Genomic DNA, 15,848 nt, shown 5'->3' with positions numbered 1-15,848 from the left:
CGGGGGCGCCGGTGTCTCGTTCGGCTACCTCGGCCGGCCGGAGCTGACCGCCGAGCGGTTCATCCCGGACCACCTCACGGGTGAACCGGGATCCAGGCTCTACCGGACCGGTGACCTGGGCCGTTACCGGCCGGACGGACAGTTGGAACACCTCGGCCGCCTCGACGACCAGGTGAAGATCCGCGGCCACCGCATCGAACTCGGCGAGATCCGCGGCGTCCTGCTGGAGGAGCCCGCGGTCATCGGTGCGGCCGTGGTGGTGCACGGGGCGGGGGATGCCGCCCTGGCACGGGTGGACGCCTACATCGTCGCCGAGCCCGGCACCGACACCCGGGAGATCATGCGACGGCTGGCCGATCGCCTGCCCGACTACCTGCTGCCCGCCACTCTCACGGTGGTGGCCGAACTGCCGCTCACCCCGAACGGCAAGCTGGACGCGGACCGGCTGCCGAGCCCGGTCGTCGGGACGGAACGGGCCCGCGGGACCGTCTTCCCGAGCCAGGACGCAGGAGCGACGCCGGACCGAGCGGTGGGGAATGAGGCAACGCCGGACCGAGCGGCGCGGGACGAGCCTCACGTCACCAGGATGGCCGAGGTCTGGCAGTCGGTCATGGGCGTGGCGGTCGGCCCTGACGACAACTTCTTCGACCTCGGGGGCAACTCCCTGCTGGCCGTGCGGCTCAACGCGGCCCTGCGGAAGGACGGCTTCCCCGCCGTACAGCTCCGGGACATCTTCCGTAATTCGACACCACGCCGGTTGGCCGCAGCCATCGCCTCCCGCACGGCTGCCGACGCAGTCGAGCCACACCGGGTTGAGTCACGGCAGCCGTGAGCGGCCGGCCACAGAACGCAAAGAGGAGACGGCATGAGCGAGTTGGACACCGCGGTAGCGGTGGTGGGGTTGGCCGTCCGGGTGCCGGGCGCCGCCGATGCGCAGACGTTCTGGGCGATGCTGGCCGATGGCCGGGTCAGCCTCCCCGCCGCCCTGGGCGGAACCGACAGCCGCCTGCTGGGCGGTCAGATCGACCGGCTGGCGGAGTTCGACGCGGAGCTGTTCGGTGTGCAGCCCGCGCATGCCGCGGCGACCGACCCGCAGCACCGCGTCCTGACGGAGTTGGTGTGGCAGGCCCTGGAGGACGCTGGGCTGGACACCCAGCGGTCGACCGACCGAGTGGGGGTCTTCGTCGGTAGCGGACCGGACACCTACCTGCACACGAACGTGCTGAGCGACGAACAGGTGACGCGTTCCCTGGGACACGAGCAGATCCAGCTCGGCAACTCCCGGGACTTCCTGGCGACCGCGCTCTCCTACCGGCTGGGCTTCACGGGCCCGAGCATCACCGTGCAGACGGCGTGCTCCACCTCGCTGGTCGCGGTGCACCAGGCGGTTCGCAGCCTGTTGACCTACGAATGCGACGTCGCCATCGCGGGCGGCGCGACCATCCATCCCCTCGCACAGCCCGAGTACCAGTACACCGAGGGCGGCATCGTCTCCCCGGACGGGCGCTGCCGGACCTTCACCGAGGGAAGCCAGGGCACCGTCCCGTCCAGCGGCGCCGGCGTCGTGGTCCTGCGCCGGGCGACAGACGCCGACCGGACCGGAGCCCCCGCCCGGGCCCTGATCGTCGGCTCCGCCGTCAACAACGACGGAGCGGACCGGATGAGCATGGTCGCGCCGAGCCCGCACGGGCAGGCCGAGGTGATCCGCGAGGCGCTGGAGACCGCCGGTCTGACTGCTGCCGACATCGGCCTCGTCGAGGCCCACGGCACCGGAACCACCCTCGGCGACCAGGTCGAGCTGTCCGCCCTCTCCGAGGTGTACGGCGCGGCCGACGGGTCGTGCGCGCTGGGCGCTGTGAAGCCGAACATCGGCCATTGCGACACCGCGGCCGGGGTCATCGGCCTGATCAAGACCGTCCTGGCGCTGGAGGCGGGCGTGATCCCGCCGACGCCCTCGCAACCCGGCGACGGGCCCGACGTCCAGCTCGGTTCCGCCCGGTTCTTCGTCCCCCGGCAGGCCCTCCCCTGGGCGGAGGACTTGCCGCGCCGAGGGGCGGTGAGCTCCTTCGGCCTGGGCGGCACCAACGCACACGTCCTGCTCGCGGCCACGGCGGCCGCACCCACCGACGAGGCACCAGAACTCCCCGGCGTGGCCGTCCTTTCCGCCGCCACCCCTGACGCGCTCCGCGACCAGGCGCGGAGGCTTGCCGACTGGCTCGACGGCGCGGGCGCGAGGACGTCCACTGCCGAGGTCCTCGGCACGCTGTGGCACGGGCGACGACAGCTTCGCCGGCGCTGGGCCGTCGCCCTGCCGGCGGACGAGACGCTCGCGCGTGACCGGCTCCGGACGGCCCTCGCCGACGAGGTGGCGGTCGGCGGCGGCCGATACGCGGCCGATGAGCCGTCCACCGCGGTTCTGCTGCCTGGCCAGGGCGTACGGCTGGCGGGGGTCGGCACCGGCGTCGGCGCTGCCGATCCCGAGTTCGCGGCTGACCTCGCCGAGTTACGCCAGGTCGTGTTCAAGGCCGGCGGACCTGACCTGAGATCCGCCGACGGCTGGCCGACCGACGACCCGCGGCTTCTCGACACCGCGGTCGTCCAGCCGATGCTGTTCACCCTGGGCCTGGCCGCGCTGCGGCTGCTGGAGCGCCGTGGTGTTCGGCCACAGGTCCTGCTGGGGCACAGTGTCGGGGAGCTGACCGCCGCCACCCACGCCGGTGTCTTCTCCCTCGCCGACGGCGCCGCCGCCGTCGTCCGCCGGGGCCGCCTGATGGCCGAGGCCCCGTCCGGGACGATGATGGCGATCCGGGCCGACGAGACCACCGCCCGTGAACTCTGCGACGGCCTCGCGATCGACGTCTCAGGCCTGAACGGCCCGGACAACACCGTCCTGGGCGGCGACGCCGACGCGATCGCCGAGCTGGAGCGCCGCTGCCGGGAACGCAGCGTCAGCGCCACCCGGCTGGCCACCTCGCACGCGTTCCACTCTCGCGCCATGGGCCGGGCGGCCGAATCCTTCACCGATTTCCTGCGCACCGTGCCGCTGGCGAAGCCGGACCTCCGTGTCGTCTCCAACCTCACGGGTGAGGAGTTGACCCCTGACCAGGCCACCGATCCGGGGTATTGGGGACGCCAACTGCGAGGCACCGTCCGGCTGGACGACGCGCTGGGCACCTTGCTGCGCCACGGACCGACAGCCGTCCTCGGCCTCCACCGGGGCCGGACGATGACCGACCTTGCGCGCCAGAGCGCTCGCCGGCTCGCTGTCTCCCCCTTGATCACCGACCTGCTCGGGGTCCAGGGCCAGGACGAGGCGGCCGCGTGCGAGGAGACCCTCGCCCAGTTGTGGACCGTCGGCTGCCCGGTCCGGCTCACCGTGGCCCGGCCACGCCGCCGGACCGGCCTGCCGGGCTATCCGTTCGCGGCGACACGGCACTGGGTGGACGCCCTGGCACGCGAGAGCGTGTCCGTGCGGCCCGCGACCAGCCCGGACACCCCGGAGAACCCGCAACTCCCACCGGCCGAGGGCGGACCGGACGACGCGATCCCCGCAGTCGTCACCGGTGTGTGGCAGCGCACCTTCGGCGGTGCCCCGCTCCAGCCCGACGACAACTTCTTCGCGCTCGGCGGAACCTCGCTGCAGGCCGCTCACCTGATCACCGTGGTCAACGACGAGCTGCTGCTCGACGCGCGACTTCAGGACCTCTACGAGCACTCCTCGCTGCGCGGGTTCATCACCCGGATCGCGCAGATCGCCGCCGAACGGGACGACGAGGAGCTGCTGCGTCTGCTCGACGAACTGGAAGCCGAGAACGGGAGCGCGGACCATGAGTGACCTCTCCGCGCGTCTGTCGGCTCTCTCCCCCGAGCAGCGCCTGCGGCTGACCCAGAGCATGCGCCGGCACACCGCCCAGGCCGCTGCCGCGTCACCGGTGGTGTCCGCCGCCCGGATTCCGCGGCGGCAGAGTCTGTACTTCTTCGCGAGTGCCGACGCGCTTTCGGCCCAGGACTACTACCCGCTCGTGCTGGAGGCGGCCGCCCGGGCCGACGAGGCCGGACTGCACGCGATCTGGCTGCCAGAGCGCCACTTCGTCGACTTCGGCGGATACTCACCCAACCCCGCGGTTCTCGCCGCCGCCGTCGCCGCCCGTACCAGCCGGCTGCGGATCAGAGCGGGGAGCGTCGCGGCGCCCTTGCAGCACCCCGTCCGCATCACCGAGGACTGGGCGCTGGTGGACAACCTGTCGGCCGGGCGGGCGGGCATCTCCTTCGCCAGCGGCTGGCACCCGGACGACTTCGTGCTCGCCCGTACGGACTACCAGGATCGCCGAGCGGTGACCGGCCGCACCATCGAGCAGGTGAGGGCGCACTGGCGGGGTGACCCCGTGCGTCACCCCAGCACGGCCGGTGGCGAGGTGGAAGTGCGGACCCGGCCCCGGCCGGTGCAGCCCGAACTCCCGGTCTGGCTCACCGCCGCCGGCAACCCCGCGACCTTCACCGAGGCCGGCCGGGCCGGCTACGGAATCATGACCGCGTTGCTCGGCCAGTCCATGCAGGCGCTGCGGGAGAACGTCGACCGCTACCGCCACGCGTGGCAGGAGGCGGGCCATCCCGGCGACGGCGATGTCGTGGTGATGGTCCATGCCTACGTCAGCGACCGCCCGGACCTGGAGGACTTCCTCCGGCCGGCGATGCACGCCTACCTGCGGGCCTTCCGCAGCCAGACCGCCGCCGCGAACCAGGACGACGAGCTCGACGCGTCGGTGCTCCTGGAGAGCGCCTACGTCGACTTCCTGCGGGGACCGTCACTCCTGGGCGACCCCGCCAAAGCCCGATCGGTGCTCGCGGAGCTGGGAGACGCCGGCGCCGACGAGGTCGGCTTCCTGGTCGACTTCGGGCTGCCCGCCGCCGAGATCCTCGCAGGCCTGCCCGCCCTGCTCGCGCTGGCGCCCACCACCGACCACGACCCGGAAGAGATCCCGGCATGACCCTGGACAAGGAAGCCGTCGCGGCACGGCTCGCGCGACTCGATCCGGCACAACGCGCCGCCCTGGCGGCCAGGATGGCAGCCGCCCGCACGGGCCCGCCCCTGCGGCCGAGGCCCGGCCCGCGCGACAGGTTCCCTCTCGGGATGGATCAGGAGCGGCTGTGGATCCTGGACCAGCTGGATCCCGGTTCCACCACCTACACCCTGGGATTCGGCCTGCGCTTCCACGGCCGGTTCGACCTTGCCGCTTTCACGAAGGCGGCCGACGCGGTGGTCCGGCGGCACGAACTGCTGCGCTGCGGCATCGAGGCCGAAGACGGCGTCCCGTACCTGCGCACGCACGAGGACCGCACCGCGGACATCACCTTCGCCGACCTGTCCGAGGGCCCGGTCGAGGAGACCGAGGAGCGCCGAGCCGCCTTCATCGAGCGTCAGGTGCGGCGCCCCTTCGACCTGGCGAACGACCCGGTGCTCAGGCTCGGGATCGCCGACCTGGGGAACGGTGACCACCAGGTCGTCCAGACCATGCCGCACTCGTTCACCGACCAGTGGTCCTACGTCCGCCTCAACAGCGAACTGCTGGAGCACTACCGCGCCCTGCTGGAGAGCACCGAGCCCCAGGTACCGGCCCTGCCGGTCCAGTTCGGCGACTTCGCACACTGGCAGCGGAGCTGCTTCGCCGGCGAACGCGGCGCCGGACACCGTGCCTTCTGGCGCGAGTACCTGGCCGACGTGCCCGGTCGGCTGCCGCTGCCGTACGACGGGGATCCGAACAGCTCCGACCACACGGGCAGGCAGTACAACTTCATCCTCGACAAGGACGTCGCCGCGGCCTTCCTCGCCAAGGCCAGGCAGGCCAGGACCACCTCGGCCACCGCAATGGTCGCGGCCTACGCGGCCCTGCTGCACGAGGAGACCGGCGAGCGCGACATCGTGGTCGGTGTTCCGAGCGTGACTCGCGGCCAGGCGGACACCCAGGACCTCGTCGGCTTCCTGCTGACGAACGTACCCATACGGATCCGGCTGCCCGAGAACCCCACGCCCGACCAGGTTCTGGCCGCCGCCATCGCGGCCTCGGCAGAGGTCGCGGAGCACCGGGAGGTGCCGTTCGGCGAGATCGTCGAGGCGGCCGCCCCCGACCGCACCACCACCCGCTATCCCCTGCTCCAGACCATGCTGGTCCAGCTGAAGCTCGACGACGCGGTGTTCTTCACCGCGCCCGGCGCGGACGTCTACGCCAACGCGGTCCCTGAGGGCATCTCCTCGATGGACCTGACCGTGGCCTGGTGGCAGGTCGACGACGTGGTGTACGGGCGAATCGAGTACCGCACCGCGCTCTTCCGGCCGACCACCATCGAGCGGATGGCGCGCCGTCTGCTCCAGTTGCTCGCGCTCTTCGCCGATGCTCCCGGCACCCCTCTGCGGGCCCGTCGTACACCTCATCTCCCCGAGGTACCCTCTGTGCTCGCGCCCGCGCCCGACAGTCCGGCCGGGGTGTCCGGGCCGCACGGCCTCGCCGATGTGGCCGAGGTCTGGTGTGACGTCCTGGGCACGTCCGGCGCGCGGCCCGAGGACGTGTTCTTCGAGGTCGGCGGCACGTCACTGCTCGCGGTGCGGCTCGCGCACCGGCTGCGGGAGGCGGGCTTCACCGCCACGGTCAAGGACGTGTTCACGCACGCCACTCTCGGGCAGCTGGCCAAGGCGCTGCTTCCGCGGGCCGCCAGATCGCCGGTGAACCGGGCGCAGTCGCCGGTCGGCCCGCTCGGGCCCGAGCAGGAGCTGCTCTTCGAGGCCGGGCTGGAGAAGGTGGAGCTGTGGGCGCACAGCTACGTCCTGGACGCGTCCGAGCCACTGGACGCCGGGCGTCTGCGGGCGGCCGTGGACGCCGTGGTTGCCGCACACCCGGCGCTCTCCACCGTCTTCACCGGCACCGCCGGGCATCGCCGGGCCTCGGCAGGATCGGTCTGGGAGTGGCAGGTCGCGCCGTCCGGCGCGGATGTCCTGGAGGTGGCCCGGGCACAGCGCGTCGCGCTGGACGCGTCGTCCGGAATCCTGTTCGCGGTCGCTCTGGTGCCCGGCGACCAGGTGGTGATCACCGCCGGCCACCTGGCGATCGATGGCTTCTCCTGGGGCGTCGTCGTCTCCGACCTGGCCCGGGCCTACCGCGGCGAACCCATCGAGGCGGAGCAGGCCGGGTACCTGGAGCACGCCGCCGCCCTGCGCCGGATCGACCCGGCAGCCCAGGCGGGGTACTGGCGGGCCCAGCTCGCCGCCGTACGTCCGATGACCTGGACCACCGGCGCCCCCAACCTGCGCGGTGGCGAGCGTGGGTTCGAGGTCACCGTGCCTCTCAGCACGGGCCACGGCTCGCTGGAGGCGGAGGCGGTCACCGCCGTGGCGCGGTCTCTGCGTCCCTACACCGACGAAGTGGTCGTCTCGATCATGGGGCTCGGCCGTGAGCCGCTGCCCGGTCTGCCGCGGTGGGATCCGACGCGGGCGGTGGGCTTCTACTCGTCCGGTTATCCCCTGCACGCTCCGCTGACCGGTGGGAGCCCGTGGAACGACCTGGCGGCCGTCGACGCGGCGCTGCGCCAAGTACCGGACGGGGGCAAGCCGTTCGCTCTGCTGCACTGTGCCGCCGACGCCGCCCTGCGGGCGGAGTTCGCCGCGCTGCCCCGGCCGCGGGTCGTCGTCAACTACGTCGGCGCTCTACGCGATCCGGGCGCGGGCGGCGAGGGGCTCTTCAAGGTGTCCGCCGAGCTCGCTGCCGAGGGCAACGAGCTGACGGAGCGCGACGTCGATGTGGATGTGGCCATCGGCCTGCGGACCGACGAGGTCGTCCTTCGCTGGCTCTACAACCCTGACGCCGTGTCCGAGGCCGCCGTTCAGGCGGCGGCCGCCCAGGCAGCCCTCGACCTCGCCGCCATGCTGGGCGACGACCGGGCCGATGCCCGGGTGCCCGGCCGGGTCGGGGTGTCCGAGGCGGGCATGGACCAGCTCTTCGAAGAACTCAGCCGTATCCGACGGGAGCACCAGTGACCAGTAACTCCGAGGCAACCGTGCGGGACGACGTGCCCGGGCGACGCCGTACCCCCCTGACCGCGCTGCTGGTGGCGCAGTACCTGTCCTCCTTCGGCAACGCGGTCACCATCGTTACCATCCCGCTGTACGTACTCGGGAAGACCGGCAGCACCATCGAGACCGGTCTCGCCGGGTTCGCGAACGCGCTGCCCCTCATCTTCGCGGGCGCCGTGGGCGGGGTCTTCGTCGACCGCATCGGCGGGCGGCGGATGAGCATGCTCTCCGACCTGCTCGCCGGCCTGATCATCGGTCTCGTCCCGCTCCTCGACCAGACCACGGGAATGCCGACGCCGCTCCTGCTCTGCCTGTTGTTCGGCCGCACCGTGGTCGCGACCCCGGCCGGCGCGGCACGGATGAGTCTGATCAAGCCCCTGGCCGAGGCAGCCGAGGTCCGGCTGGAGAGCGCCAACTCCTGGTACCAGGCGGCGCCGCGGCTCGGCCTGGTGGCGGGTGCGCCGCTGGCGGGTCTGCTGATCGCGCTCTCCGGTTCGGTGGTCGGCATGTATGTCGACGCGGGAAGCTTCCTGATCGCCTCGCTGCTGGTCTGGCTCGCGGTTCCGGGCAGCCCGGCCAAGGACGGCGGCGAGCGGCTCAACTTCGGTCGGCAGCTGGCCGAGGGCCTGACCATGGTCAAGACGATTCCGGTGATCGGCGCCATGACCTCGTTCGTCTTCGTCACCAACTTCCTCGACGATGCGTTCACCCCCCTGATGCTGCCGGTCTACACCCGGGAGGTGCTCGGCAGCGGTCCGGCCCTGGGCTGGCTGCTCGCCGCCTCGGGCTGCGGAGCCATCGCGGGCACCTTCCTGTACGGCCCTGCCAGCCGGCGCTTCCTCACCAGCCGTCGGTTCACCCTGCTGGGGTGCTTCGCGGTGATCGCGGCGATGCGTCTGCTGATGGTCGCGCAACCGGGTTTGCCGGGCATGATCGCCATCGCCCTGGTGTCCGGCCTGGCGGCGGGTCCACTCAATCCGGTGCTGAGCACGGTGATGCTGGAGCGGGTGCCCGAGCACATGCGCGGACGAGTCTTCGGCCTGACCGGTGCCGTCGCGATGACCGCCGCGCCGCTGGGCATTCTGAGCGCCGGCTGGGCAGTCGACCTCGCCGGTCTGCGGATCGCGATGGCCTGTTTCGGGTGTGCGTACGTCGTACTGATCCTGGTCTCGCTGCGCAGCCTCGCGCTGAAGGACATGGACGCTCCTGTCGGGTCCGGTCAGGAGGAGGTGCCGGCACATGCGTGAGACGACGCCGCTGGACGGCAGGGTCACGGTGATCACCGGGGCGGCCCGCGGCGTCGGCCGTGCCTGCGCGCTGGCCTTCGCCACCGGGGGCTCCGACCTCGTGCTGGTGGACGTGGCCGGCGAGGTGGGGGGTGTCCCGTACCCCCTGGGCACCGAGAGCCAGCTGGAGCACACCGCCGAGCAGTGCCGCCTGCAGGGCGTCGAGGTGCTCACCGCCCTCGCGGACGTCCGCGACCTGGCCTCCCTGCGGAAGGTCAGGGACGCAGCGGTGACCCGCTTCGGGCAGGTCGACGTCCTGGTCAACAACGCGGGCATCGTCGCTCCGTCGGGCAAGCCCGTCCACGAGACCACCGAGGAGGAGTGGGAGCTGCTGCTCGACGTCGACCTCAGCGGGGCCTGGCGCATGACCAAGGTCTTCGCACCGCTGATGACGGAGCGCCGCTCGGGCAGCATCGTGAACATCGCCTCGACGGCCGGGCTGGTCGGCTACCGGCACTTCGCCGGCTACGTCGCGGCCAAGCACGGGCTGATCGGCCTCACGAGGGCGAGCGCGCTGGACTACGCACCGATGCGGCTGCGGGTCAACGCCGTCTGCCCCGGGAACATCCGTGACGACCCGGAGATGGAGGGCCGCATGCTGTCCGAGGTCGCCCGGGCCCTGGAGATCCCGGCTGCCGGGCACCAGGAGCTGTTCACCGAGCAGCAGCCGATGAACACGCTGGTCGATCCGGCGGACGTGGCGGCCGCCGCACTGTGGCTGGCCCGGGACGACTCACGATTCGTCACCGGCACCGTTCTCACGGTCGACGCAGGGTACACGGTGCGCTGATGACGAACGAACGGCTCGCCTCGGCCCCGGAGCGGCAGTTCTGGTTCGCCGAACAGATGGCGCCGGGCGCGACCGCCAACCGCGCGCTCGGCCAGGTCCGGATAACCGGGCCGGTGGACCTCGAGGTCCTGACCAGGGCGCTTCGTGCCACCGCCGACCGTCATGAGGCCCTGCGGACAGCCTTCGTGCTGGACGGCCGCGTGCTCGTGCGCAAACCCTCTCCCGAGTCGGTCGTGCGGCCGCCCGTCGTGCTGCCGGCCGGTACCGGCTTCGACGAGGCGGCTGCGGCACTCGGCGCCGACCGTTTCGACATCGGCGCCGGTGACGTCCACCGCACCGCGGTCGCGCCCGACGCGCAGGGCGCGACCTGCTTTCTCGCGGTGCACCACATCGCCTTCGACGGCCTCTCGCACGAGGTATGGACGCGCGACCTGGCGGCCGCGTACGCCCGTGAGCTGAGCGGTGAAGGCCACGGACCGGCAGTGGCGCGGCCTCCGGCGCCTGTGCTCGACCCGGCACGCCGCGAGGAGCTGACGGCGCGCTGGCGGCAGGCTCTGGCAGGCGTACCGGACCTGCCCGCCGGTGACCGCGCGCCGAGTCAGCACGAGCTGGCCCGGGCCGCAGTGGCCGAAGGCCGCACGGTGGTCGCCCCGGCCACCACGCGGGCCCTGCAGGAGCGAGCCCGGCAGCACGCGGTCTCGCCCTTCGCGCTGGTGCTCACCGCGTACGGGCGGGCGCTGTCGGAGCTGACCGGTGCCGCCGACTTCTGCGTCGGCACACCGGTCTCCACCCGCTCGGCGACCGACGGGGACGAGGTGGGGTGCGTCCTCAACACTCTGCCGATCCGACTGACCGACCTGGACGGACCCGATGTGCTCGCCCGGGTGTGGGCGACCGTCGTCGACGCGCTGGTCGATCTCGACCTGCCGTGCGACGAGATCGTCCGCGAGTGCCGGCCGCGGCGCTCCCGCCGGATGCCGCTCTTCCAGGCGCTCTTCGCCTTCCAGAGTTGGCCCCGGACGGTCCACGAGGCAGGCCCGGTCCGGTTCCGTACCGTGCCCGTGCGCCCGCTGGGCGCCCAGGCCGAGGTGCAGATGCAGGTCTGCGATCTCGGTGAGGACGGCTACGAAGGCATCCTCCAGATCCCGCAGGACGGCGGTTGGGCCGGCCGGCTCGACGACCTCATCCGGTCGTTCCACCACCATCTCGATCAGTTGCTCGCCCCGGGTGCGCTCGAAGGAACCAGATGACCACCAAGATGATGTGCCTGCCCTATGCCGGGGCGGGCGCCGGGGTCTACCGACCCTGGCAGCAGTTGAGCTCGCCGCGGCTGGAGGCAACACCGATCCAGCTACCGGGCCGCGAGGAGGAGTTCACCTCCCCCTTCTACACCGGCATCGCCGAGGCCGCGGCGCGGACCGCCGACCGTGTACGCGAGGCGGCCGGTACGGGACCGTTCGTGATCTTCGGCCACAGCTTCGGCGCTGTACTGGCCTACGAGACGGCGCAGCACCTGCTCGCGGACGGCGGCCCGGTTCCCGGCCACGTCATCGTCAGCGGCTCGGTCAGCCCCCGCCACCGGCGGCATCTGACCATTTCGGACACCGACGACGACCAGGCCGTCATCGACCTCCAGAACATGACGGGCCAGAAGATCGAGGCCCTCCACCACCCCGAGCTCAGGGCGCTGCTGTTGCCTGCCATGCGAGCCGACGTGGGCCTGCTGAGCACGTACGTGCCATCGACGGCCGAGCCGCTGCCTCTGCCGCTCACAGCGATACGGGGGGACAGCGACCCCATGGTCCCGGCGCGGGAGTGGCTGGACTGGTCCTCCTTCACGTCCGGCCCCTTCCGCTCGGTCGAGATGACCGGAGGACATATGTACCTCACCGAGGACTGGCCGCTGGTCTGGAAGACACTCGAGGGGCTGCTGTGAACACGTCGGCCGAAACCCGCGCCTCGGAGCGGACGGAGCTGCTGCTCCGCGGCTGCGCCCTGCTGGGCCGCACCGATCCGGTGCTCGCCGACCTGCTCGACGAGGAGGTCGGCCGGCAGACGGCGACCCTCGCGATGATCGCGTCCGCCAGCGTCGCCGATCCCTCGGTGCTCGCGGCGGCCGGATCCGCGTTCTCCAACGTGACTGCGGAGGGATACCCCGGCGCCCGCTACCACCCCGGCGCCGCCGGATTCGACGCGATCGAGCGGCTCGCCGTCGAACGGGCCATGGCCGCGTTCGGGGCCCGGTACGCCAATGTGCAGCCGCACTCCTGCTCCTCCGCGAACATCAGCGTGCTGACTGCCCTTCTGCCGCCCGGCGGGGTGTTACTCGGCCTGGATCTCGACTCCGGTGGCCACCTGACCCACGGCTCGCCCGCGTCCCTGACCGGTCGGCATTTCACCGCGGTGCACTACGGGCTGGACGCCGACGGCCTGATCGACTACGAGGGTGCGGCGGAACTCGCCCGTACACATCGGCCCGGAGTGATCATCGCCGGAGCCAGTGCCTACCCGCGGACCATCGACTTCGCGCGCTTCCGGGCGATCGCGGATTCGGTCGGCGCCTACCTGGTCGCCGACATCTCGCACATCGCCGGCCTGGTCGTCACCGGTGAGCACCTCAGCCCGATCGACCTGGCGCACGTCACCACCACGAGCACCTACAAGCAGCTCGGCGGCCCTCGCGGCGGTCTGATCCTGATCGGCCGCGAGCACGACACCCTCGGGTCGGACGGCCGCAGCACGCTCGCCCAGCTCATGCAGCGCGGCGTTTTCCCGCGCTCGCAGGGCACGCCGGATCCGGCCGCGATCGCGGCCAAGGCCCGCGCTCTGGACATGGTCGTCCAGCCCGCGTTCAAGGAGACCACCCGCCGCATCGTGGCCGATGCGCAGGCGCTCGCGGCGGCCCTGACAGCCCGGGGCCACCGGGTGCTGACCGGCGGCACCGACAACCACATGGTGCTTCTCGAGATCCTCGGCCGGGGTGTGACCGGGGTGGTCGCCGAGCGGGCTCTCGAGGAGTGCGGCATCCTCGCCAACCGCAACCGGATACCGGGCGACGTCAAGCCGCCCCTGGTCGCCAGCGGGCTGCGACTCGGAACCAACGTGCTCGCCCAGCGCGGCATGGGAACGGCCGAGATGGCGCACTGCGCCCGCCTGCTGCACGAAGTGCTGGCCGCCACGACGGCGGTGAGCGATACCGAGTACCGGCTCGATCCGGCGGTCCGCCGCCGCACCCGCACCGAGGTGGCCGAGCTGTGCGGCCGGTTCCCGCTCCCGTACTACGCCCCCACCAGTGCCGATGCCGAGACGAGGACAGGGTTTTGAGTCAGGATCTGATCACGGGCGACGTATCGGCGACGCCCCTCGCGCTGCCGGTCGACCGACCGCGGCGCCGCACCGCCCCGGTCTGCTCCGCCACCGAGCGGATGGGCATTCCCGCCCACACCGCCGAGTTGCTCGACGAACTCGCCGCGGCCGAGGGCAGCACCCGGGAGGCCGTCCTCCACGCCGCCTTCGTGGCGCTCCTGCACCGCTACACGGGGCAGGAGGAATTCGCGGTGACGGTCACGGACGGGACCGTCCGGACGTCCGTCCCGGGCGACGCCACCCTGCGCGATCTGGTGGGCCGTGCCGGGTCCGGGCAGCCGGTCTCCGGGCCCTCCGCCGTGGCGTTCCGAACGGACGCCGGGGAGCACGGTCCGTACGAGCTGCTGCTGGACGTCAGCGGGCCGGACCGCCTCGAACTGCACTACGACGCCGCGCTGTTCGACGCCGGCACGGCACGGAGGATGCTGAACCACTACCTGACCCTGCTCGGTGCCGGACTCGCCGATCCCGCTCATCCCGTGGCGCTGCTCCCGCTGCTCCCCCCGCAGGAGCAGCACGAGATGCTCGTACGCTGGAACGCCACCGCCACCGATCTGCCCCACGACGTCTGTCTGCACCGGGCGTTCGAGGCCAGGGCGGCCGAGGCGCCGGACTCGGCGGCCCTGTTCCACGCCACCGGCAGCGTCTCGTTCGGGCAGCTGAACTCCGCCGCGAACCGGCTGGCCCACCACCTGCGTTCGCTGGGCATCGGCCCGGAGTCCAGAGTCGGGCTGTGCCTGGACCGCTCGCCGGAGCTGGTGGTCGCCGTGCTGGCCGTCCTCAAGTCGGGCGGAGCCTATGTGCCGTTGGACCCGGACTACCCGGCGGAGCGTCTGGCCGGCATGGTGGCGGGCGCGGAGTGCACGGTGATGATCAGTCGGAGTGACCTCACGGCGAACCTCGCGACGACCGTCGAGCTCATCCTGCTGGACCGTGACGCGGACCTGATAGCCCAGCGGCCCGACGGCGATCCCGAGGGCGGTGCCGGACCCGACGACCTCTGCTACGTGATCTACACCTCGGGCTCCACCGGCGTGCCCAAGCCGATCGCCCTGCGACACCGCGGCGTCGCCAACAATCTGGCGGACCTCAACAGCCGCTACGGGGTCGGCCCCGCCGACCGGGCGCTGGGACTGTCGTCGCCCAGCTTCGACATGTCCGTCTACGAGATCCTGGGCATGACCACCGCAGGTGGTGCCGTCGTCCTGCCGTCTCCGGACCGGGCCAAGGATCCCGCTCACTGGGCCGAGCTCATCGTCCGGCACGGCATCACGGTGTGGAACTCCGCCCCCGCCCTGCTCAACCTGCTGACCACGCACGTCGAGGAGAGCGGCTGCCGTCCGCTGCCGAGTCTGCGGCTGGCCATGCTCGGCGGCGACTGGATCCCGGTCACCCTCGCGGACCGGGTCCGCGCGTACGCGCCCGAGCTGCGTTTCATCGCCCTCGGCGGAGCCACCGAGTCGTCGATCCACTCGACCCTGTTCGAGGTCGTCGCGACGGACCCGGCGTGGACGAGCGTCCCGTACGGCGCGCCGATGGCGAACCAGCGGACCTACATCCTGGACGAGGCGCGCCGGCCGGTTCCCATCGGCGTGCCGGGTGACCTGCACCTGGCGGGGATCGGGCTGGCACGCGAGTACCTCGGCCAACCCGAGCGCACCGCGGAGCGGTTCACCGACTGGTCCTACGGCCCGGTCACCGGCGAGCGCCTCTACCGGACGGGCGACCTCGCCCGCTACAGGCCCGACGGCGTCATCGAGCTGCTCGGCCGCCTGGACTTCCAGGTCAAGATCCGCGGGCTGCGGATCGAACTCGGCGAGGTCGAGGCGGTCCTGCGCAGGCACCCGGCGGTCCGCGAGGCCGTGGTGGCCGCCCGCACGGATGCCGCCGGGGACCGCGTACTGGTGGGCTACGCCGTCGCCCGCGACGGCGTGGCGCTCGACCCCCGGAAGCTCAAGGAGTACCTGGCGGACGTCCTCCCCTCCTACATGGTGCCCAGCGTGGTGCTCGTCCTGGACGCGCTGCCGCTGAGCGCCAACGGCAAGCTCGACCGCCGGGCCCTGCCCGCCCCCGGCCCGATGACCGACGGGACCGACAGCGACGCCCCGTTCGACGAGTACGAGCAGCGGGTCGCGCAGGTCTGGCAGGAGGTCCTGGGCATCGAGCGGATCGGCCGGGACTCCCACTTCTTCGCCCTCGGCGGCGACTCGATGAAGGCGATCCGGAGCATGCCGAGGATCTCACCCGCCCTCAAGTGGGCTGATCTGTACCGCAATCCCACGCTCAAGGACCTCGCCGCCCACTTGCGCACAATATCGACCGCATGAGCAGTGTGCGGAACATC

The 15,848-nt window shown here is 72.1% G+C and carries 10 protein-coding genes; all 10 read left to right on the top strand.

What is annotated here, in order from left to right:
• A partial coding sequence (locus ACFYW8_RS22210) for a non-ribosomal peptide synthetase (protein WP_389078391.1) occupies positions 1-832 on the top strand: 832 nt, incomplete at its 5' end.
• A 33-nt stretch (positions 833-865) separates the two neighbouring features.
• Entirely contained in the window at positions 866-3,835 is a 2,970-nt protein-coding gene (locus ACFYW8_RS22205) for a type I polyketide synthase (RefSeq protein WP_389078387.1), read from the top strand.
• Positions 3,828-4,988 (top strand): MupA/Atu3671 family FMN-dependent luciferase-like monooxygenase, encoded by a 1,161-nt coding sequence (locus ACFYW8_RS22200; protein ID WP_389078384.1) that lies wholly within the window; start codon positions 3,828-3,830, stop codon positions 4,986-4,988. Before ACFYW8_RS22205 ends, ACFYW8_RS22200 begins: the two co-directional genes overlap by 8 nt.
• Complete coding sequence (locus ACFYW8_RS22195; RefSeq protein ID WP_389078380.1) at positions 4,985-8,026, top strand: condensation domain-containing protein; 3,042 nt, start codon at positions 4,985-4,987, stop codon at positions 8,024-8,026. The genes ACFYW8_RS22200 and ACFYW8_RS22195 overlap by 4 nt, the downstream gene beginning before the upstream one ends.
• Positions 8,023-9,309 (top strand): MFS transporter, encoded by a 1,287-nt coding sequence (locus ACFYW8_RS22190; protein WP_365870316.1) that lies wholly within the window; start codon positions 8,023-8,025, stop codon positions 9,307-9,309. The genes ACFYW8_RS22195 and ACFYW8_RS22190 overlap by 4 nt, the downstream gene beginning before the upstream one ends.
• Positions 9,302-10,138, top strand: coding sequence for an SDR family oxidoreductase (locus ACFYW8_RS22185; RefSeq protein WP_365870317.1), 837 nt, complete (start codon positions 9,302-9,304; stop codon positions 10,136-10,138). Before ACFYW8_RS22190 ends, ACFYW8_RS22185 begins: the two co-directional genes overlap by 8 nt.
• Positions 10,138-11,388: a condensation domain-containing protein gene (locus tag ACFYW8_RS22180; RefSeq protein ID WP_389078373.1), complete on the top strand. Its 1,251-nt coding sequence runs from the start codon at positions 10,138-10,140 to the stop codon at positions 11,386-11,388. The genes ACFYW8_RS22185 and ACFYW8_RS22180 overlap by 1 nt, the downstream gene beginning before the upstream one ends.
• Positions 11,385-12,074 carry a thioesterase II family protein gene (locus ACFYW8_RS22175; RefSeq protein WP_389078369.1) on the top strand — a complete coding sequence of 230 codons (690 nt, stop codon included), beginning with the start codon at positions 11,385-11,387 and terminating at the stop codon, positions 12,072-12,074. Before ACFYW8_RS22180 ends, ACFYW8_RS22175 begins: the two co-directional genes overlap by 4 nt.
• The gene (gene glyA, locus ACFYW8_RS22170) at positions 12,071-13,462 is read left to right on the top strand and encodes a serine hydroxymethyltransferase (protein ID WP_389078364.1); all 1,392 of its coding nucleotides are present in this window, start codon (positions 12,071-12,073) and stop codon (positions 13,460-13,462) included. The genes ACFYW8_RS22175 and glyA overlap by 4 nt, the downstream gene beginning before the upstream one ends.
• Entirely contained in the window at positions 13,459-15,831 is a 2,373-nt protein-coding gene (locus ACFYW8_RS22165; RefSeq protein WP_389078360.1) for an amino acid adenylation domain-containing protein, read from the top strand. The genes glyA and ACFYW8_RS22165 overlap by 4 nt, the downstream gene beginning before the upstream one ends.
• Positions 15,832-15,848 lie beyond the last annotated feature (17 nt).

This window comes from Streptomyces sp. NPDC002742 (assembly GCF_042888885.1).
Taxonomy (GTDB): Bacteria; Actinomycetota; Actinomycetes; order Streptomycetales; family Streptomycetaceae; genus Streptomyces.
The sequence above is the reverse complement of the archived record's forward strand: the minus strand, read 5'-3'. Positions and strand labels throughout refer to the sequence as shown.

What these genes read in the sequence shown, in the direction of transcription:
- ACFYW8_RS22200 (WP_389078384.1), top strand. Translation starts at nt 3,828, where the DNA reads ATGAGTGACCTCTCCGCGCGTCTGTCGGCTCTCTCCCCCGAGCAGCGC.
- ACFYW8_RS22175 (WP_389078369.1), top strand. Translation starts at nt 11,385, where the DNA reads ATGACCACCAAGATGATGTGCCTGCCCTATGCCGGGGCGGGCGCCGGG.
- ACFYW8_RS22185 (WP_365870317.1), top strand. Translation starts at nt 9,302, where the DNA reads ATGCGTGAGACGACGCCGCTGGACGGCAGGGTCACGGTGATCACCGGG.
- ACFYW8_RS22180 (WP_389078373.1), top strand. Translation starts at nt 10,138, where the DNA reads ATGACGAACGAACGGCTCGCCTCGGCCCCGGAGCGGCAGTTCTGGTTC.
- ACFYW8_RS22205 (WP_389078387.1), top strand. Translation starts at nt 866, where the DNA reads ATGAGCGAGTTGGACACCGCGGTAGCGGTGGTGGGGTTGGCCGTCCGG.
- ACFYW8_RS22195 (WP_389078380.1), top strand. Translation starts at nt 4,985, where the DNA reads ATGACCCTGGACAAGGAAGCCGTCGCGGCACGGCTCGCGCGACTCGAT.